Consider the following 16,746-nt stretch of genomic DNA (forward strand, 5'->3'; position numbering starts at 1 on the left):
AGAACCGGCCCCTTGTCGGGGCCGGCCCGGGCGTCAGGGACGCAGTTTCTCGATCGCTTCGGCAAATCCTTCGATGCCGACGCTGAGGACGACGGGATCGCCGTCAGAGGTTTCGCGGAAACCGAACAGCAGTGCTTCGCTCTCGGCGAAGAGCGCCAGCTCTTCCTCGGAGAGTGGTGCCGCGGCTTCGCAGACCGTATCGGCGCAGCGCTGCCAGATCATGTTGCGCTGCTCGATCTCGTCTTTGCCGGAAAAGCGATAGACGGCGCCGCCCGGCAGGTAGACGCCCATGGGCACCTGCGCCAGAAGGATCGCCCCGTCCGACACCGGCACGGCGATGAACCGTGCGATCATCTCGCCGGTCTCGCGAAGGGATTGTTCCTGCACCATGCGGCATTGGTTCTGACTGATGGTGACCGCCTCGCAGACGACCACCCAGTCGCCCACCATCTGACCGTTGCGCATCTCTTCGGTCGCGGTCTGCGCGGCCTCCTGCGCCTGCGCGGTCGCCGCCATGCCGGCGGCGGCAATGATCCCCAAGATCATCGATGTCGTTTTCATCTCGTTCCCCCTTTTGCGGGCCATCCCCGGCCCTTCTTCATGTCAAAAGCGAATATCCGCCCCCACGTAGAACTGGGCCTTGCCCGAGTCGTTGAAGCCCAACGTGTCCCTGAGCGGCACACCGACCATGGCCACCAGATTGAAGCGTTCGCTGTGTGAAATCGTGACCCCTGCCCCCACCGAAGCCAGAAGGTCCTGGTCGTTGTCGAAACCGCCCGCGGTGCGGAAGGGCACCACGACTGCGGCATCGAAGAACACGAAGGGCCGCGCCGTGATCCGGTTGCCCAGGCGGATCGGGTTCTGCAAGGACAGCTGCTGGTTCAGCACCACGCCGCTGTCGCCCGAGCGGATATTGTTGGGATAGCCCCGCACCGACCCGACACCGCCGACGGAGAACAGCCGCGCGACCGGCAGGTTCTGGTCGGGGGCGTACTGATAGCGGAGATTTGCCTCGTAGAAGAGCGAACCGCCGAGGGGGCGCAAATAGCTGCCCTGACCATAAAGCAGCCAGAACGACCCTTCGGTTTGGCTGGTCCCCAAGGCATCGGCATTACCGGCCCGCAGACCGAGGCTCAAGCTCAGCTGCGACTGTTCGAAACGGCGCGTATAGGCGGCGGACACCCAGGCATCGTTGATCGAGATATCGGCGAAGGGCAGTCCGGTCGTGGTGGATTCCGTGCGCTCATAGCCGATGCCCGCATCAAGGATGATATGGCTGTCCTCACGGATCCGGATCGGGCGGCGATAGCCGAGCGTTGCGCTGACACTGTCGGATTTGATGTCGATCGGAACCAACGGGCCGCTGATGATCTCGGAGTTGGAGATGCCGACCCCCGCTGTCAAACGCCCGCCGCCAGGCCCCACGGGGCGCGAATAGCCAAGCGCAAACGACCGTGCGCCTTCCGTGGCCTCGGCCTGCAGGGACAGGCTGTCGCGCACGCCGGTCACGCTGTTCCAGCGCAGGAAAACCGAGCTGCGCAATTCGCCGGTTTCAGGGCGGCCGAAATTGTCGACCGAAATAACCGTCTCGAACCGGTTGGGTTCCTCGATCTTGATCGTCGCATCTGTTGTGCCGGTCGCCTGCCCTGTCCCGAAACTGAGACGGGGGCGGATGTCATGGGCCAGATCGAAGAGGATCAGGTCGCGCTCGAGCTGGACGAAATCGGGCTTCTGCCCTTCCTGCAGGGACAGGTTGCGGCGCAGGAACGCTTCGGAGGTGGTCCGGTTGCCTTCGATGATGACCCGGTCGACGACCGCCTCGACCAGCGCCACGCGCAGCACGCCATCGCGAATTTCCTGTGGCGGGAGAATGGCCTGTGCCGTGGGCGCGCCTGCCGTCAGGTAGAGCCCGTTCACCTCATCCACGAAGCGCAGCAGGTCTTCGAAGGTGATCGGGCGATTGATGTACCGCGCCGCGACCTCCTGCAATTCCTCGGGTTCGAGGTAGCTCGACTCCTCGAAGGCGATCCCGGCGAGCGAAAACGTCTGTGCCTGCGCGGTGCCGGGGGCTGCGAGGAGAAAGAAGGCGAAGGTTGCGAATGCACGCAGGGCGAGGCCCGCGTAAAAAGGCAAGCCGTGGCTCATTGCACGGCCTCCATCGTGTGGGCAAGTGCGGCCGAAAAGCCCATGAGCGAGGCTTGCACACGGACCGGCGCGGTCGTGCTGCGCGGGCGATAGACGATATGGGCGCGCGTGGCGCGGCGCAGGGCCATTATTTGTGATGCGTCGAGATCCAGGGTCGCAAGGCAGGCTTGGTCCGAGCACCGCTGAAACTCGGCCTGGCGCGGCTTGCCCCTACCCACAGCAACGAAAAGTCCCGAGGCCAGGTGCACACCGGGCGGCACCAGGATCTTCATCATGCCCGAGGTGCCATCTGCCTCAGGGCTCACCAGCAGACCGGCCAGCCAGGCGTTCTTTGCATCCGCCACGTTGGTCGCCAGCATGCAACCGGCGCCGGCACCCGGGCAGTCGGACCGCCAATCGCGGAACGTTTCGGCAGAGGCCGCAGCCGACAACGCGGCCATAACCAGTGCCACGAATGGCAGAACCCGGGAGAAAGTACCGAAGCAGCGCAACACCGCTGGAGATGCCGCGGCCTTGGCCGTGGCAGATGGGGTTAAGCTTGGAACCATTAACGTATGCAACTTTTGAACACCAAACCCTGTCATTAGGGCATGGGTGCTATCTTTTGTCTATCCGTGAGAATTGTCACATGTGGCCGCCTCGGCACATGGAGCCAGAACAATACTGCGTTTACTCTATGAAAATCAGGACAAAGCGGGGCGTCTAGGAGGATCGGCACAGACCTCACCCTGAGATATTTTCAACCTAATGGAGAGCGGCGGAGCCCAACGCCGATCCAGAAATGTATACTGCGGTCCACCGAGACTACAAAAACAAGGCGCCGTTCATGATCGTGATTCGCGCTTGAGGAGGCCATCAAGAAACGCGCCGGAGGGCCCCCGAATCCGCAGCACCGAAGGGAGCCGTTCGTGGTCGCATGAGGCGTGAAACAGGGGCCGTTTTGCAAAGAAGTTGGCCGGCACCGTCAGGAATAACCGCGACCGGAGAGCGACGGCTGACATATGTGCCGAGGCGCTCTGCGCGGCCGGAGGCGTGACTCAGACTTCGGGCGCCTGCGGGTCAGGGATCACGCCTGTGCGGTTCTCGCGGGTGTGATCGAAATCCGGGTCATGACGTTTGATCCGGCGCGAGACCAGATAGGCCGCAGGCCAAGCCAGCAGAAATCCGATGGCCGCCGCCGTGCCAATCACCGGCCAACCATAATACCCCATGCTCATCGCGGCGATGACGAGCCCGCCTGTGGTGACGGGTCCGGTGGCGAGGGTGAGAAACAAGCTCAATCTGTCCATAGCGTGCCTCCTTTGGTCATATTTAGGACGTAGAAAGCGTGCTCGGCGCTGTCAGGGGGCGGTCACACGAGTGTGAGAGTTTGGTTATGCGATCGGCGGTCAGATCAGCAACTGCATCCTCGACGCTTACCCGGACTTGCCAAGGCGCAGCCTTACAATCAAAACTTGCACGAACCCTCACCTATGGGGAGAGCACAGTCTTGCGTGAGTTGTTGATTGGGTTTTTGACGGCTGTTGTCACGGCCGTGCTATATTTGACCGGCTACGGATACATCCATGGGTTTTACGGGTTTTATGGCATTTCGGTGAATGAGCTTGATTTCGGCATACAGGAAATCCTGGTGCGGTCGTTCTTTTCACTATGGCGACTGATTGCAGGGGCCGAGCCGACACCTGTAGAGGTGGCGGAAAAGGCATTCATGATCGCATTGATCGGTCTGTTCCTGTTTTTCCTTTTTTACAAGATTTCGACAGCGCTGAAGGCAAACGGGTGCGGGGTGCAAAATCCGAAACGTGTTGCGGCCTTCGCCCTTGCGATGCTCGCGATATTGCCGATCGCGATTTCCTCCAATTTTGTCGGCGGTTGGGTTGCCGAGGAAACACTGAGAAGCCTGCCACGCGCCAAGGTCACGACAAAAGATGACAAACTGGGTTTGTCTGATGTTGTTGATAAGGAGGGGTGGTTTTTGTACCATCTGGAGACGACTCCAAAGACGCATTATCTTGTTTTACGGCAGGTTGGAGAGGATTTTCGGTGGCTTTTAAGAGTTCCAAACACGTCGGACACACTCGTTCAGCATTTCCATTGATCATCGGCGTGGTCGCCTGTGTCACAGGGGTGCAAGCCCCTGCTCAACAGATGATCGATGGCAGCCAGGTCGTCGAGAGAACGGTTCTGACCAGAGTGGGCGGGGACGCGCCTGTCCGGGGCTACCGGATCAGTCCGGAAGATATCAAAGCCGATGGCCATAATTTCGAATACTGTACCGGCGGGACGGCGCAGGTGGACCTGAGCCAGTTCAAGTCCATCGGAGAGAAGTGCAAGACAATCGGATGGATGGCCTATCTGGAAGATGCAAAAATCAAGCTGGCCGGCGCCACGGTCTATGCCCAAATCGCCCAGACGAACGAATATACCAAGGTGGGCGAAGTCATTCCCACCGAGAACCTGTCAAGCGGCGCGCTTTCGATTGATTTTTCAACGGATCAATCCGAAAGCGCGCTGAAAGAGTTGAGCATTGACACCGAGGGCCTCGATATCGTGCGCTCGCAGAGTGGGAATTTTTCGGTGATCCTGGACAACGCGCTGGTCGATAAATTGCAGCCAAGCGGCATGTAGCCCAAGCCTTCCTTGCAGGCGTGGACCCTTGCCTTTCGTCGCCGTCTTGGGCTGTTGCGCCCGGTGAAGCGTTTCGCGAAATGCGGTGCTTGGTTCAAACGTTGCACGCGTTCCGGCTTCAACCGATGCCTCAGGTTAAAGGCGGAACGCTTTAAAACTGGTTTTTGCAAAGCCCGAACCACCATCGGCAAATCCCCGCCGGGTTCCTTGACGCGGGCCGGGGACCGACCCCACGTGATGGAGCAAGACCACGACAGGTCGAGGAGAGGCGCATGATGCGACTGCTGTTGATCGTGCCGCTGGTGGCTGGCCTCGCCGGTTGCGAGACGGCGGAAGGATTTACCGAGGATGTGGAGAGCGCCACGGAAGCGGTGATCGACTGACAGATCGCCCATGCCGAGCGCCCGCGCGGCGGCGGGCATGGAGCGACAGACAGAAAGGATAGTTACAATGACCCGAACAGGATTGATCGCGCTGGCCCTTGCCGGCAGCTTGCCCGTTCTGAGCGCCTGTGGCCCGCTGGTGGGCGCAGGGGCCGTGGTGGCCGCCGATACGGTGGTCGAGGAACAGGAGGGCGGCGAAGGGCTTTTCTAAGGACGGCACGGGCTTGGCGGGCGGGGCGAGACCCCGCCTGCCAAAGGTTCAATCGTCCATCTTGAGGGCCGAGATGAACGCCTGCTGGGGAATTTCCACCTTGCCGAACTGGCGCATCTTCTTCTTGCCGGCCTTCTGCTTTTCCAGAAGCTTTTTCTTGCGGGTCACGTCGCCGCCGTAACATTTGGCGGTCACGTCCTTGCGCATCGCCGAGAGCGTTTCGCGGGCGATCACCTTGCCGCCGATCGCCGCCTGGATCGGGATCTTGAACATATGGCGCGGGATCAGGTCCTTGAGCTTTTCGCACATGGCACGGCCCCGCATCTCGGCTCGGTCGCGGTGCACCATCATCGACAGGGCATCGACCGGCTCGTCATTGACGAGCACGCTCATCTTGACGAGGAAATCGCGACGATAGCCCATGATCTCGTAATCGAAGCTGGCATAGCCCTTGGTCACGGATTTGAGCCGGTCATAGAAATCGAACACGACCTCGTTCAGGGGCAGGTCATAGACTGCCATCGCCCGGCTGCCCGCATAGGTCAGGTCCATCTGGATGCCGCGCCGGTCCTGACAGAGCTTGAGCACATCGCCCAGATACTCGTCCGGCACGAGGATCGTCGCCTTGATGCGGGGTTCCTCGATGTGATCGACATAGGTCAGATCGGGCATGTCGGCGGGGTTGTGCAACTCCTTCATGGAGCCGTCTTTCATGAAGATGTGATAGACCACCGAAGGCGCGGTGGTGATCAGTTCGATATCGTATTCGCGTTCGATGCGGTCGCGGATCACCTCGAGATGCAGCAAGCCGAGAAAGCCGCAGCGGAAGCCGAAGCCGAGGGCTGCGGAATTCTCCATCTCGTAGGAGAAGGAGGCGTCGTTGAGGGCCAGTTTCTCGATCGCGTCGCGCAGGCTTTCAAATTCGGCGGAATCGACCGGGAAGAGGCCGCAGAACACCACCGGCACCGAGGGTTTGAAGCCCGGCAGCGCGGTTTCGCAACGGCGCCGGTCATGGGTGATCGTGTCGCCCACCTTGGTGTCGCGGACCTGTTTGATCGAGGCGGTGATGAAGCCGATCTCGCCGGGGCCAAGCTCGTCCACCACGGTCATGGCGGGGCGGAACACGCCGATGCGGTCCACGTTATAGGTGGCGCCGGTCTGCAGCATGTGGATGCGGTCGCCCTTTTTCATGACGCCGTCCATGATGCGCACCAGCACCACAACACCCAGATAGGGGTCGTATTTGCTGTCCACCAGCATCGCCTTCAGCGGGGCGTCACGGTCGCCCTTCGGGGCTGGCAGATGGGCGACGATGGCTTCCAGAACCTCGCGGATGCCCTGCCCGGTCTTGGCGCTGACGGGGATCGCACCCGAGGCGTCGATGCCGATCACCTCTTCGATCTGCTCGGCCACGCGGTCGAGATCGCTGGCGGGCAGGTCGATCTTGTTGAGCACGGGGATCAGTTCGTGATTGGCGTCGATCGCCTGATAGACATTGGCGAGGGTCTGTGCCTCGACGCCCTGGGTGCTGTCGACCACCAGAAGCGAGCCTTCGACGGCGCGCATCGAGCGGGACACTTCATAGGAGAAGTCCACATGGCCCGGCGTGTCGATCAGGTTGAGCACATATTGCTGTCCGTCCTCGGCGGTGAAGTCGATGCGGACGGTGTTTGCCTTGATGGTGATGCCGCGCTCGCGTTCGATGTCCATCGAGTCGAGAAGCTGTTCCTTCATGTCCCGTTCGGCCACCGTGTCGGTCATCTGGATCAGACGATCGGCAAGGGTGGATTTTCCGTGGTCGATATGGGCCACGATCGAGAAGTTGCGGATGTGCGAAAGCGGTGTCATGCGCAGGGATATGCGCCGCAATGCAGGCTTGGTCAATAGCTGGCGTCGGAGGATGGCAGGACCGTGAACCGATTGCCGATGCGATGATGCAGACAAGACGCGAAAGGAGCGGAGATGACGCAACCAATAGCCTTCCACGCCCGGATCACGGGCCGGGTTCAGGGGGTCGCCTTCCGGGCCTGGGTGCAGGCCGAGGCGCAGGGGCGCGGCCTTGCTGGATGGGTCAGGAACGAGGCCGATGGCGCGGTGACCGCCTTGATCGAAGGACCGCCCGACGGCGTACGGCAGATGCTGGATGCGTTGCATAAGGGCCCGGCCAGGGCGCGGGTGGAGCGGGTGGAAACCGTGCCAGCAGAGCCCGAGGGTCTGCAGGGTTTTGCGATCCGGCGCTGACGTCGCAGCGGGCCCGTGGAACGGGGCCGTTGCAGGACGGAAATGGAAAGTCGCAACCTATGCGGCGCGGTGGTGCCGGAAACTTGAAAAGTTTCCGGGGCGATTTCTTTTCAAGAAATCGGGTCAGCGCGCTCCGATCAGGCGGGCCATGTCGAGCATGCGGCACGAAAAACCCCATTCGTTGTCATACCAGCCGAACACCCGCAACAGACCGCCATTGGACACCGAAGTTTCCAGCCCGCTCATGATGACCGATTCGGGTCGGCTGCGCAGATCCGAGCTGACCAGGGGTTGCGTGGTCCAGCCGAAGACCGGCGAGCGGGCGGCGGCCTCCTGCAGAACAGCGTTCACCGCATCGCATGTGACCGGCGCACGGGTCTGCACCGTCAGATCGAGGCATGATACGCTGGCGGTGGGCACGCGGATGGCCCGGGCCTCGATCCGGCCTTTCATATGCGGCAGAACAAGCCCGGTCTGATGCTGCGCGCTGGTGGTGGTTGGCACCATGGACAGGGCGGCGGCGCGGCTGCGTTCCAGCGCGCTGCGAGGCTTGTCCACCGTGGGCTGACTGCCGGTGTAGCAATGCACGGTCGTCATCTGGCCACTGACGATCCCGAAGGCGTCATCGAGCAAGCGCACCAGAGGCGCCAGAGCATTGGTGGTGCAGGAGGCGTTCGAGATGATCCGCTGATCGGTCAGATCGCCTTCGTTGGCGCCCAGAACCAGCGTCGCATCAGCTTCGGCGGAAGGGCCGGAGACCAGCACCGCCGCGGCCCCTGCGGCCAGCCCGCGTTCGGCCATCGCGCGCGCGCCGCCCATACCGGTGCATTCCAGCACCACATCGACCCCCGACAGATCGAGCGCCCGAAGATCGGGTTCGGCGTGAAACGGGATCGCGCGGCCATCGACGTCAAGCACCCCCTGCCCCGACGTGACATCTCCGGGCCAGGGGCCGAAGACGCTGTCATACTGGAAAAGATAGGCGCAGGTGGGCAATGGCTCGATCTCGTTGATCAGGACAAGCTCGATATCGGGCGCGTCGCGCAGCAGGATGCGCAGAAGCGTGCGACCGATGCGGCCAAAGCCGTTGATGGCGACGCGAAGGGGGCGGGTTGGCATGTCAGGCTCCGATGCATTGGGCGGGGCGTGTCGATCTGGCGGCACTGTGGCGCGCGACCGCGCGAATGCCAACCACGAAAACCGGAGCGGGTTCAGCCCTCGATCGGCGCGATCAGGCCGGCGCCGGAGGCGCGGTTGGAATTCACCGCACGGTCGACGCGCCAGAAGGTCAGCGCATCTTCGGGCGCAGGCCGCATCAGGGTCGCAGCGCCATGCCCCGCCTCGCCCAGCCAGAGCGGCCAGTCGCCGGGGTCGAGGATCACCGGCATCCGGGCATGCAGAGCCTGCATCGGCCTGTTGGCGGCACAGGTCACGATGGCGCAGGTGGTCACCCGATCCTCGCCCTGCCCCCAGTCCTGATAGATCCCGGCAAAGGCGATCGGGCTGTCATCGGCATGCTTGATGTACCACGGCAGTCGCCCCCCTTCGGCATCCTTGGTCCATTCGTAGAATCCGCTGGCCGGGATCAGGCAGCGCCGATCCCGACAGGCGGTGCGGAAGGCGGGCTTTTCGGCGATGGTTTCGGCGCGGGCATTGATCAGAAGCGGGCCATCGGTCGGGGTCTTGTACCAATGCGGGAGGAACCCCCACCGCATCGCGCCCAAGCGACGGCCTTCGGGGCCTGCCGTCACGGTGTGGACACGCGATGTGGGGCATATGTTGTAATCGGGCGTGTCCGGCAGATCATTGGCGGGGGCCGCCCCAAAGAGCTGCGCCATCGCGTCATTGGGCAGGGTCAGGGCGAAACGACCGCACATCGCGCCTAGCCGCGGTCCAGGATCGACGAATAGAGCAGCGCGCCCCAGCCGGTCAGTTCAGCCTCGATCCGCGCCCATGTGGCGCCCATCGAAATGGGGTCGGTGCGGGTCACCTGAGCGATCTGCGCAAGGCTGCGCCGCCCGTCGATGGCCGCGATCAGGGGGGCGGCCTCTTTCGGCAAGACCAGACGCGCGGTCACCGAACCGAAGCCGAGTTGCGGATGCTTGCCCTGGGCCACGGCTTGCGCGAGGGCGCGAGGGTCGATCCCCTTGAGATGGGGAATGCGCGCGCGGTTGCGCCCCGAGGCCGGGCCACGCGGCGCGTCCGAAGCCACGGCATAGCCGACATGCGTCTTGATCGTGCCATTGAGCTTCTCGGCCACGGCCATGGCCTCGGGATCGCTCAGGTGGTCGGGCCGCTCGGTCAAACGAGCCAGATCATAGAGCGCAGGCATGGTGAAGCCGGAAAGGGCCCAACCTGTTGACTGCATCACCTCGAGCAGTTCGGTGACGGTGAAGGCGCGGTCCTGGCTGTGCAGCAGCAGATCGTAGAAGCCTGCATCGCTGTCCTTGTGATCTCCGAGATTGGGGTTTGTCAGGAAAGGGTGTCCCTGAGGCAGACGCGCGAGCAAGGCTCGTGCACGCGACAGCCGGTCTTCGGGGGCAAGCCCCTCAAAGAGCGCGCCGAAGGCGGCCTGCAAAGGATAGACGCCCGAACGGCCATAGGGCGCGTAGACCATGAAGCCCATGCCGCCCCCCGGCGCAAGCGCTGCGCGCAAGGCGGCAAAGCCCGCGCTCGGATCAGGTAGGTGGTGCAGCACCCCGCAGCAGTCGATATAATCGAACGTCCCCAGATCGGGCGCATCGAGCAGGCTGCCGGTGAGGAAGGTGATCCGATCGAGCCCACGCGCCGCTGCACGCGCTTCGGCCACCTTTCGGGACGCGCTTGAAAGATCGAGATAGGTCACCTCGCAGGCGCGGTCGGCCTGTTTCATCAGAGCGGCGATCTGGATCAGCCCGTCGCCCGTACCGCCGCCGGCCACCAGAATGCGCAGCGGCTGCGACCAGTCGCGGCACCCGTCAAACAGGAAATGGTCGATTTCCAAAGGGTGCGAAGGAGAGCCGGTGACAAGGCGTCGCGTCTCGTCGGCGGGATCGCGTTCGGGATAGGGATAGGCTTCGTACTGGGCCTTGACGGTGGTCATTCCACGCCTCGTGACGGTGGGGGCATCGGCCCGAGTGTGCCTTGCCGGGGCGGGATTGCAAAGGGCCGGCTTGGCGCCTTGGGTTTGGCGCTTGACCGGGACGCGCGCGCAGGGCATCACCCGTGGCATGCTGATCTACAAGATTTTCCGCACCGATGAATGGCAAGCGCTGCGCCGCGAGGGCGTCACGAGTGGCGCGCCAGTCGATCTGGCCGATGGCTATATCCATTTCTCGACCATGGAACAGGCGGCCGAGACGGCCGCGAAGCATTTCGCGGGACAGGACGGGCTGATGCTGGTGGCGGTCGAGGCCGAGGCGCTTGGCGAGGCCCTGAAATGGGAGCCGTCACGGGGCGGCGCACTGTTTCCGCATCTCTACCGCGATTTGCGGCTGGAGGATGTGCATTGGGCGCAACCGCTGCCGCTGGCGGATGGGGTGCACCAGTTTCCGCCGGGGCTGCAATGAGCATGCTGGAACGGCTGGGGCTGGCGGCGCTGCACCGGCTTGAGCCGGAGCGCGCCCATGACGCGGCACTTCTGGCGCTGCGCGCGGGGCTGACGCCCCTGCCCGGGCTTGTCACATCGGACAGGCTGCGCTGCGAGGTGGCGGGGCTTCATCTGCCCAACCCTGTGGGGCTGGCGGCTGGGTTCGACAAGAACGCGGTGGCGCTGTCACCGCTGAGCCGCGCCGGGTTCGGGTTTCTGGAAGTGGGCGCCGTGACGCCGCGCGCGCAACCCGGCAATCCGCGTCCGCGGCTGTTCCGGCTGGCGCAGGATCGCGCAGTGATCAACCGTTTCGGCTTCAACAACGAGGGCATGGAAACGGTGGGCGCAAGGCTGTCCACGCGTCCGCGCGATGCGGTGATCGGACTCAATCTGGGGGCCAACAAGGACAGCGCGGACCGGGCCGAGGATTTCGCCCGGGTGCTGGCGCATTGCGGACGGCATCTGGATTTCGCGACGGTCAATGTGAGCAGTCCCAACACCGAGAAACTGCGCGACCTTCAGGGTGCCGAGGCGTTGGCCGGGCTGCTGGCCGGTGTGATGGCGGCGCGCGACGGGCTGCCGCGCGCGATCCCGATATTCCTCAAGATCGCCCCTGATCTGAGCGATGCGGAGCTGTCGGAGATCGCGGATGTCGCCATGACAGCAGGGCTCGCGGGGATCATCGCGACCAACACGACGCTGGACCGGGAGGGGCTGCACGGCCCGCACGCGGCGGAAAAGGGCGGGCTGTCGGGCGCGCCGCTGTTCGAGAAATCGACGCGGGTTCTGGCAAGGCTGTCGGTGCTGACCGGGGGTGCACTGCCGCTGATCGGCGTGGGGGGCGTGGCCTCGGCCGAGGCGGCCTATGCCAAGATCCGCGCCGGCGCGAGCGCGGTGCAGCTTTACTCCGGGCTGGTCTATGAGGGGCTGTCGCTGGTGCCGCGCATGGCACGCGGGCTGGAGACACTGCTCGAGCGTGACGGATTTGCCAATGTGGCCGAGGCTGTGGGCACGGGGCGAGACGCATGGACGTGATCGAGATCTGGCACAACCCGCGCTGCAGCAAGTCGCGCGCGGCGCTGGCGCTGCTGGAGGCGCGGGGTCACAAGATGCGGATACGCCGCTATCTGGAGGAGCCGCCGAGCGCCGAAGAGCTGCGGCAGGCCCAAAACGCGCTTGGCCTGCGTGCCATCGACATGATGCGCCCCGGTGAGGCGCTTTTCACCGAGCTGGGCCTGAGCCGCGACGCGGACGATACCCCGCTGATCGAGGCGATGGCCGCGCATCCCAAGCTGATCGAGCGGCCCATCGTCCTGTGGCAGGGCCGCGCCGCCATCGGGCGTCCGCCCGAACGGGTGCTGGACATCCTCCAGGGGCTTTGCACACCGCCCGAGACGGCCTAACAGCGTTCCGCCTTTGAGCTGAGGCATGAGCCAAAGGCGGACCACGTGCAAAGATTGAACCGAGCACCGCATTTCGCGAAAATCTGTGTTTCAGGTTTTTCGCGAAACGCTTTAGATTGACGCAGAGGCATTTCCGAGCAGGAGCCCGGATGACAAGCGATCACACCCGACAGCGCGCCAAACACGGGCCAGCGGCATGGCTCGATGCGGTGGTCTATGATCTGGCGCGGCAGATGCGCTGGACCTTCCTGCCGCCCCTGATGGTCTATTTCGCAGCCGGGTTCTCGGGTCTGACAGGGATCGTGGGCACCTTCTTCGTCAAGGAATACCTTGATCTTTCAGCGGCCTATCTGGCGGGGCTGGCGTTTTGGGCGGGGCTGCCATGGGCGTTGAAGATGCCGCTCGGACATCTGGTGGACATCATATGGCGGTGGAAATGGCTGCTGGTCTATCTGGGTGCGGGGCTGATCGGACTGAGCATGATCATCATGTATTTCGTGCTGACCGAGCGCGAGATGATGGAGGCGATCATGCCGATCAGCGCCTGGTACATCACCTCGTTCCTGCTGACGCCATGCGGGCTGGTGATCCAGGATGCGGTGGCCGATGCGATGTCGGTCGAGGCGGTGCCGCGCGTGGATACGCAAGGCGCACCAATCCCGGAAGAGCAGTCGCGCGCGATGCATGTCACCATGCAGACGCTGGGGCGCTTTGCGCTGATCACCGGCACGGTGGTGGTGGCCGCGCTCAACATCTGGATGTTTCGCGGGATCGAGGCGATGGACGCGGCAGCCAAGGCGAATGTCTATGCCACGATCTATCTCGTGGCGCTGTCCATTCCGCTGGTGTCGGTCTCGGGTGTGATCCTGGCGGGGGTGCAGAAATACCGCGCCAAGCACAACCTGCGCAAAACGGGCCTGAGCCCCGCCGAGGCCGACGCGCTTTTCGAGCGCCCGGACGAGGACACCACGCCCAACCCATGGTATTTCATCGGCGGCGGAGCGTTTGTGATCCTGACGCTGGCGGTGGGTCTGGGACAGGTGCCCTATAGCCAGGAGATCATCTTTGCAGGCTCGATGGCGATCGTGCTGTTCCTGATGCGCCAGCTGGTCGCCACGCTGAGCGCCGCGCAGGCCCGCGCGCTGATCGGCACCGCGACGATCATCTTCATGTTCCGCGCAGTGCCGAGACCCGGCGACGGGATCACCTGGTTCAACATCGACGTGCTGGGATTCGACCAGCAGTTCCTGTCGGTGCTGTCGCTGATCACCTCGGTTCTGACGCTGGTGGGGATCGTGGTGTTGCGCCCGCTGATGGCGGAAAAGCCCATCGTCTGGATCATCGCGATGCTGACCATCGCGGGCGGGGTGCTGACGCTGCCGAATATCGGGCTCTATTACGGGATACAGGATATCACGGCGCCACTGACCGGGGGCGTGGTGGATGCGCGTTTCATCGCGATCCTCGATACGGCGATCGAATCGCCGCTTGGACAGGTGGCGATGATCCCGATGCTGGCCTGGATCGCGCGCAATGCGCCCTCGAACCTCAAGGCCACGTTCTTTGCGGTCATGGCCTCGTTCACCAATCTTGCGCTGTCGGCCTCGAGCCTGACGACGAAGTATCTCAACCAGATCTACACCGTGACCCGAGAGGTGCGCGACCCGGCCACCGGAGAGGTGACCGTGCCGGCGGATTATTCCGAGCTTGGCGTTCTGCTGATCGTGGTGACGGCGATCACCGTGGGCATCCCGCTGCTGGTGATCTGGCTGGTGCAGAATTCGCGCCTGCGCACCAGCGATTGAGGGATGCGCCAGCGAGGGGCCAGCCCCTCGCGCTCCCTGGGATATTTGGGGCCAGAAGAAATCAGGACGAGCCGGGCGGATGCGCGGCGCGTTCGAGCGCCGGGTAGCGCAGACCGAGGGACAGGGCGCGCGCCAGAAAGCTGATGAGCAATGCGGCCCAGAGGCCGTGATTGCCATGGGCGGGCAGCAGGAGAGAGGCCGCCAGCACGTAAACGGCAAGGCTGAGAGCCATCATGTTGCGCATGTCGCGGGTACGGGTGGCGCCGATGAAGATACCGTCGAGCATGTAGGAGGCCAGCCCGAACAGGGGTGCGGCCACCATCCAGGGCAGATAGAGCCGGGCGGTGTCCTGCACCGCCGCGTTGCGCGCCATCAGATCGATGATCGCAGGACCGAGCAGAGCGAAGCTGAGCGAAAGGCCGATCACCGCGACCACGCCCCATTGGCTGGAGATGAGTGCCGCACGGCGCAGGCGGGCGGGGTCATGGCGGCCCATGGCCTGACCCACCAGGGCCTCGGCGGCGAAGGCGAAGCCGTCCAGCGCATAGGCGGTGATGTGCAGGAACTGCATCAGCACCTGGTTGGCGGCGAGCGTCACATCGCCGAGGCCCGCACCGAGAAAGAGGAACGACACGAAGATGCCCTGGAGCATGAGCGAGCGCAGCAGGATGTCCGTATTGACCTGAGCCATGCGGCGCAGGGCCGGGCCGTCGAAGACCCGCGGCCAGTCGCGCCAGGCCGACACCGCGAAGGCATCGCGGCAGAGCCAGAGCGCCAGGGCCAGCCCGCCCCATTCGGCAAGGAACGTGGCCAGCGCCACGCCCTTGACGCCCCAGCCGAGGCCCAGGACGAACCACAGATCGAGGCCGATATTGATGCCGTTCATCGCCACCTGGATGATCAGCACTGCGCGCGTGCGCTCAAGCGCGATCAGCCAGCCGGTCACGCCATAGAGCGCGATGATGGCGGGTGCGCTCCAGATGCGGATCGAAAGGTAGTCATGGGCGAGCGCCTCGACCTCGGGGCTGGCGGGCGCGAGCAGGAAGGCCGCGTGAAACAGGGGCACCTGCAGCGCGATCACCGCCACCCCGGCGATCCCTGCCACCATCAGCGCACGGGTGAGCAGCGCCGCCACCTCGCCCCGGCGTCCGGCGCCATGGGCCTGACTGGTCAGGCCCGTGGTGCCCATGCGCAGAAAGCCGAACACCCAGTAGAGCGCCGAGAGGATCACCGCGCCGAGCCCGACCGCGCCGATCGGCGCGGCAAGGCCCATCTGGCCCACCACCGCGGTATCCACCGCGCCGAGGATCGGCACGGTGATATTGGCCAGAACGATGGGAATGGCGATTTTCAGGACACGCGCATGGGTGATCGCCGCAGCCCCCGGGCCGGCCGCCGGGACAATGTCAGCCATCGCGCGGCGGCATCAGGAAATGGCCGGAAGCCTGAGCGAAGGGCCGCGCGCGATTGTCCTGCCATGCCTCGACATGCACCGAGGCGTACCGCCGTCCCGAGCGCGTCACTTGCGCGCGCGCATAGGCATCGCGCGGCAGGCCCGAGCGCAGATAGTCGACAGTGAAACCGATCGTCTTGGGCAGGCTCGGCAGCCGACCACGGGCCAGATCGTCGGGATCGAGCCGGCCGCTTTCGATCTCGTCCCAGAGCATCGACCAGCTCAGGCCGATGATTGCCGTGACCTCGAGAAAGGCGGCGGTGGCGCCGCCATGCAGGGCCGGCAGCAACGGGTTGCCGATCAGCTTGTCCTCAAAGGGCATGATCGCGGTCAACTCATCGCCGCGCCGGTCGAAGGTGATTCCGAGAAAGCCGATATAGGGCACACCACGCACCAAAGCCCCGAGGGCCGCGTCGCGGCGCTGCTTGACCACCTGAACAGGTTCGGGACGGGAGCGCGCCATCAGGAAGACTCGACCGTGAAGGTGCCGGTGGCGGTGGCGACGGGGCGGTCGGCGTCGTCATCCATCGCACGGGCGCGCACGAAGGCCACGGAGCGGGTGATGTGGAAGCATTCGGCCTGCGCACGGATCCGCTGGCCCGGGGTGGCGGGGCGCATGTAGTCGATGCGCAGGTCGATCGTGGCGGTGGAGCCGGGATTGCGGGGATGGCTCATCGCGGCGGCGCCGCAGCAGGTGTCCATCAGCGCCGACACCGCGCCGCCATGGATCACCCCGGTTTCCGGGTCGCCGATGAAACGCTCGTCATAAGCCATGACGATCTCGGCGGTGCCTTCGCCGATCGAGGTCAGCTCCATCCCGAGGGCCCGGGAATGCGGGATCGCGGTGATGAACTGCTCGGCGATCTTGGTCTTGTCCACGCTCATGCGGTTGCTGTGCCCGTGTTGTAC

General features: G+C 64.1%; 20 protein-coding genes. 9 read left to right on the forward strand and 11 right to left on the reverse strand.

Annotation, left to right across the window (positions count from 1 at the left end; translation table 11 throughout):
- Positions 1 to 33 precede the first annotated feature (33 nt).
- The 4 genes from F3H35_RS10070 to F3H35_RS10085 form a co-directional block, all read right to left on the reverse strand.
- Positions 34 to 561 (reverse strand): invasion associated locus B family protein, encoded by a 528-nt coding sequence (locus F3H35_RS10070; RefSeq protein ID WP_188129940.1) that lies wholly within the window; start codon positions 559 to 561, stop codon positions 34 to 36.
- A 42-nt stretch (positions 562 to 603) separates the two neighbouring features.
- Positions 604 to 2,145, reverse strand: a complete 1,542-nt coding sequence (locus F3H35_RS10075) for a ShlB/FhaC/HecB family hemolysin secretion/activation protein (protein WP_149779476.1) — start codon at positions 2,143 to 2,145, stop codon at positions 604 to 606.
- Entirely contained in the window at positions 2,142 to 2,504 is a 363-nt protein-coding gene (locus tag F3H35_RS10080; protein ID WP_262975129.1) for an invasion associated locus B family protein, read from the reverse strand. Before F3H35_RS10080 ends, F3H35_RS10075 begins: the two co-directional genes overlap by 4 nt.
- Before the next feature lie 678 nt (positions 2,505 to 3,182).
- Positions 3,183 to 3,434 (reverse strand): hypothetical protein, encoded by a 252-nt coding sequence (locus F3H35_RS10085; RefSeq protein ID WP_149779478.1) that lies wholly within the window; start codon positions 3,432 to 3,434, stop codon positions 3,183 to 3,185.
- Between the two features lie 200 nt (positions 3,435 to 3,634).
- On the opposite strand from F3H35_RS10085, the gene F3H35_RS10090 reads away from it, so the two are divergent.
- The 4 genes from F3H35_RS10090 to F3H35_RS18865 all read left to right on the forward strand — a co-directional run bounded on the left by F3H35_RS10090 (position 3,635) and on the right by F3H35_RS18865 (position 5,367).
- A complete protein-coding gene (locus tag F3H35_RS10090; RefSeq protein ID WP_149779479.1) occupies positions 3,635 to 4,243 on the forward strand; it encodes a hypothetical protein in 609 nt (202 codons plus the stop codon).
- Entirely contained in the window at positions 4,240 to 4,773 is a 534-nt protein-coding gene (locus tag F3H35_RS10095) for a hypothetical protein (protein WP_149779480.1), read from the forward strand. The genes F3H35_RS10090 and F3H35_RS10095 overlap by 4 nt, the downstream gene beginning before the upstream one ends.
- 272 nt (positions 4,774 to 5,045) lie before the next feature.
- Positions 5,046 to 5,156, forward strand: coding sequence for an entericidin (locus tag F3H35_RS10100; protein WP_149779481.1), 111 nt, complete (start codon positions 5,046 to 5,048; stop codon positions 5,154 to 5,156).
- A 67-nt stretch (positions 5,157 to 5,223) separates the two neighbouring features.
- The gene (locus F3H35_RS18865; protein ID WP_007817720.1) at positions 5,224 to 5,367 is read left to right on the forward strand and encodes a hypothetical protein; all 144 of its coding nucleotides are present in this window, start codon (positions 5,224 to 5,226) and stop codon (positions 5,365 to 5,367) included.
- Between the two features lie 48 nt (positions 5,368 to 5,415).
- Here the strand turns inward: F3H35_RS18865 and lepA are convergent, their stop codons facing one another.
- Positions 5,416 to 7,215: a translation elongation factor 4 gene (lepA, locus tag F3H35_RS10105; RefSeq protein ID WP_149779482.1), complete on the reverse strand. Its 1,800-nt coding sequence runs from the start codon at positions 7,213 to 7,215 to the stop codon at positions 5,416 to 5,418.
- 114 nt (positions 7,216 to 7,329) lie between these two features.
- Between lepA and F3H35_RS10110 the strand changes: the two genes are divergently transcribed.
- Positions 7,330 to 7,608 carry an acylphosphatase gene (locus F3H35_RS10110; protein ID WP_149779483.1) on the forward strand — a complete coding sequence of 93 codons (279 nt, stop codon included), beginning with the start codon at positions 7,330 to 7,332 and terminating at the stop codon, positions 7,606 to 7,608.
- A gap of 123 nt (positions 7,609 to 7,731) precedes the next feature.
- On the opposite strand, the gene F3H35_RS10115 is transcribed toward F3H35_RS10110, so the two are convergent.
- From F3H35_RS10115 to F3H35_RS10125, 3 genes are all read right to left on the reverse strand, one after another.
- A complete protein-coding gene (locus F3H35_RS10115) occupies positions 7,732 to 8,727 on the reverse strand; it encodes a type I glyceraldehyde-3-phosphate dehydrogenase (protein ID WP_149779484.1) in 996 nt (331 codons plus the stop codon).
- A gap of 92 nt (positions 8,728 to 8,819) precedes the next feature.
- A complete protein-coding gene (locus F3H35_RS10120) occupies positions 8,820 to 9,485 on the reverse strand; it encodes an SOS response-associated peptidase (RefSeq protein ID WP_149779485.1) in 666 nt (221 codons plus the stop codon).
- 5 nt (positions 9,486 to 9,490) lie between these two features.
- On the reverse strand, positions 9,491 to 10,690 hold the full coding sequence (locus F3H35_RS10125; protein WP_149779486.1) for a class I SAM-dependent methyltransferase: 1,200 nt from the start codon (positions 10,688 to 10,690) through the stop codon (positions 9,491 to 9,493).
- Between the two features lie 127 nt (positions 10,691 to 10,817).
- Here F3H35_RS10125 and F3H35_RS10130 point away from each other — a divergent pair, with 127 nt between their 5' ends.
- From F3H35_RS10130 to F3H35_RS10145, 4 genes are all read left to right on the forward strand, one after another.
- Complete coding sequence (locus tag F3H35_RS10130; RefSeq protein WP_149779589.1) at positions 10,818 to 11,156, forward strand: DUF952 domain-containing protein; 339 nt, start codon at positions 10,818 to 10,820, stop codon at positions 11,154 to 11,156.
- On the forward strand, positions 11,153 to 12,211 hold the full coding sequence (locus F3H35_RS10135) for a quinone-dependent dihydroorotate dehydrogenase (RefSeq protein ID WP_149779487.1): 1,059 nt from the start codon (positions 11,153 to 11,155) through the stop codon (positions 12,209 to 12,211). Before F3H35_RS10130 ends, F3H35_RS10135 begins: the two co-directional genes overlap by 4 nt.
- Complete coding sequence (gene arsC / locus F3H35_RS10140; protein WP_149779488.1) at positions 12,202 to 12,579, forward strand: arsenate reductase (glutaredoxin); 378 nt, start codon at positions 12,202 to 12,204, stop codon at positions 12,577 to 12,579. The genes F3H35_RS10135 and arsC overlap by 10 nt, the downstream gene beginning before the upstream one ends.
- A 149-nt stretch (positions 12,580 to 12,728) precedes the next feature.
- Positions 12,729 to 14,384, forward strand: a complete 1,656-nt coding sequence (locus F3H35_RS10145) for an MFS transporter (protein WP_149779489.1) — start codon at positions 12,729 to 12,731, stop codon at positions 14,382 to 14,384.
- Positions 14,385 to 14,445: 61 nt separating this feature from the next.
- Here the strand turns inward: F3H35_RS10145 and F3H35_RS10150 are convergent, their stop codons facing one another.
- Genes F3H35_RS10150 through F3H35_RS10160 form a run of 3 tightly spaced genes read right to left on the reverse strand, consistent with a single transcriptional unit; the run spans position 14,446 to position 16,722 of the window.
- A complete protein-coding gene (locus F3H35_RS10150) occupies positions 14,446 to 15,798 on the reverse strand; it encodes an MATE family efflux transporter (protein WP_149779490.1) in 1,353 nt (450 codons plus the stop codon).
- Positions 15,791 to 16,300 (reverse strand): PaaI family thioesterase, encoded by a 510-nt coding sequence (locus F3H35_RS10155; RefSeq protein ID WP_149779491.1) that lies wholly within the window; start codon positions 16,298 to 16,300, stop codon positions 15,791 to 15,793. Before F3H35_RS10155 ends, F3H35_RS10150 begins: the two co-directional genes overlap by 8 nt.
- On the reverse strand, positions 16,300 to 16,722 hold the full coding sequence (locus F3H35_RS10160) for a PaaI family thioesterase (RefSeq protein ID WP_149779492.1): 423 nt from the start codon (positions 16,720 to 16,722) through the stop codon (positions 16,300 to 16,302). Before F3H35_RS10160 ends, F3H35_RS10155 begins: the two co-directional genes overlap by 1 nt.
- Between the last annotated feature and the right edge of the window lie 24 nt (positions 16,723 to 16,746).

The sequence above is a fragment of the Roseovarius litoreus genome (genome assembly GCF_900142765.1).
GTDB classification, from domain to species: Bacteria; Pseudomonadota; Alphaproteobacteria; order Rhodobacterales; family Rhodobacteraceae; genus Roseovarius; species Roseovarius litoreus.

What these genes read in the sequence shown, in the direction of transcription:
- F3H35_RS10070 (WP_188129940.1), bottom strand. Translation starts at nt 561, where the DNA reads ATGAAAACGACATCGATGATCTTGGGGATCATTGCCGCCGCCGGCATG.
- F3H35_RS10075 (WP_149779476.1), bottom strand. Translation starts at nt 2,145, where the DNA reads ATGAGCCACGGCTTGCCTTTTTACGCGGGCCTCGCCCTGCGTGCATTC.
- F3H35_RS10080 (WP_262975129.1), bottom strand. Translation starts at nt 2,504, where the DNA reads ATGCTGGCGACCAACGTGGCGGATGCAAAGAACGCCTGGCTGGCCGGT.
- F3H35_RS10085 (WP_149779478.1), bottom strand. Translation starts at nt 3,434, where the DNA reads ATGGACAGATTGAGCTTGTTTCTCACCCTCGCCACCGGACCCGTCACC.
- F3H35_RS10100 (WP_149779481.1), top strand. Translation starts at nt 5,046, where the DNA reads ATGATGCGACTGCTGTTGATCGTGCCGCTGGTGGCTGGCCTCGCCGGT.
- F3H35_RS18865 (WP_007817720.1), top strand. Translation starts at nt 5,224, where the DNA reads ATGACCCGAACAGGATTGATCGCGCTGGCCCTTGCCGGCAGCTTGCCC.
- lepA (WP_149779482.1), bottom strand. Translation starts at nt 7,215, where the DNA reads ATGACACCGCTTTCGCACATCCGCAACTTCTCGATCGTGGCCCATATC.
- F3H35_RS10110 (WP_149779483.1), top strand. Translation starts at nt 7,330, where the DNA reads ATGACGCAACCAATAGCCTTCCACGCCCGGATCACGGGCCGGGTTCAG.
- F3H35_RS10115 (WP_149779484.1), bottom strand. Translation starts at nt 8,727, where the DNA reads ATGCCAACCCGCCCCCTTCGCGTCGCCATCAACGGCTTTGGCCGCATC.
- F3H35_RS10120 (WP_149779485.1), bottom strand. Translation starts at nt 9,485, where the DNA reads ATGTGCGGTCGTTTCGCCCTGACCCTGCCCAATGACGCGATGGCGCAG.
- F3H35_RS10125 (WP_149779486.1), bottom strand. Translation starts at nt 10,690, where the DNA reads ATGACCACCGTCAAGGCCCAGTACGAAGCCTATCCCTATCCCGAACGC.
- F3H35_RS10130 (WP_149779589.1), top strand. Translation starts at nt 10,818, where the DNA reads ATGCTGATCTACAAGATTTTCCGCACCGATGAATGGCAAGCGCTGCGC.
- F3H35_RS10135 (WP_149779487.1), top strand. Translation starts at nt 11,153, where the DNA reads ATGAGCATGCTGGAACGGCTGGGGCTGGCGGCGCTGCACCGGCTTGAG.
- arsC (WP_149779488.1), top strand. Translation starts at nt 12,202, where the DNA reads ATGGACGTGATCGAGATCTGGCACAACCCGCGCTGCAGCAAGTCGCGC.
- F3H35_RS10145 (WP_149779489.1), top strand. Translation starts at nt 12,729, where the DNA reads ATGACAAGCGATCACACCCGACAGCGCGCCAAACACGGGCCAGCGGCA.
- F3H35_RS10150 (WP_149779490.1), bottom strand. Translation starts at nt 15,798, where the DNA reads ATGGCTGACATTGTCCCGGCGGCCGGCCCGGGGGCTGCGGCGATCACC.
- F3H35_RS10155 (WP_149779491.1), bottom strand. Translation starts at nt 16,300, where the DNA reads ATGGCGCGCTCCCGTCCCGAACCTGTTCAGGTGGTCAAGCAGCGCCGC.
- F3H35_RS10160 (WP_149779492.1), bottom strand. Translation starts at nt 16,722, where the DNA reads ATGAGCGTGGACAAGACCAAGATCGCCGAGCAGTTCATCACCGCGATC.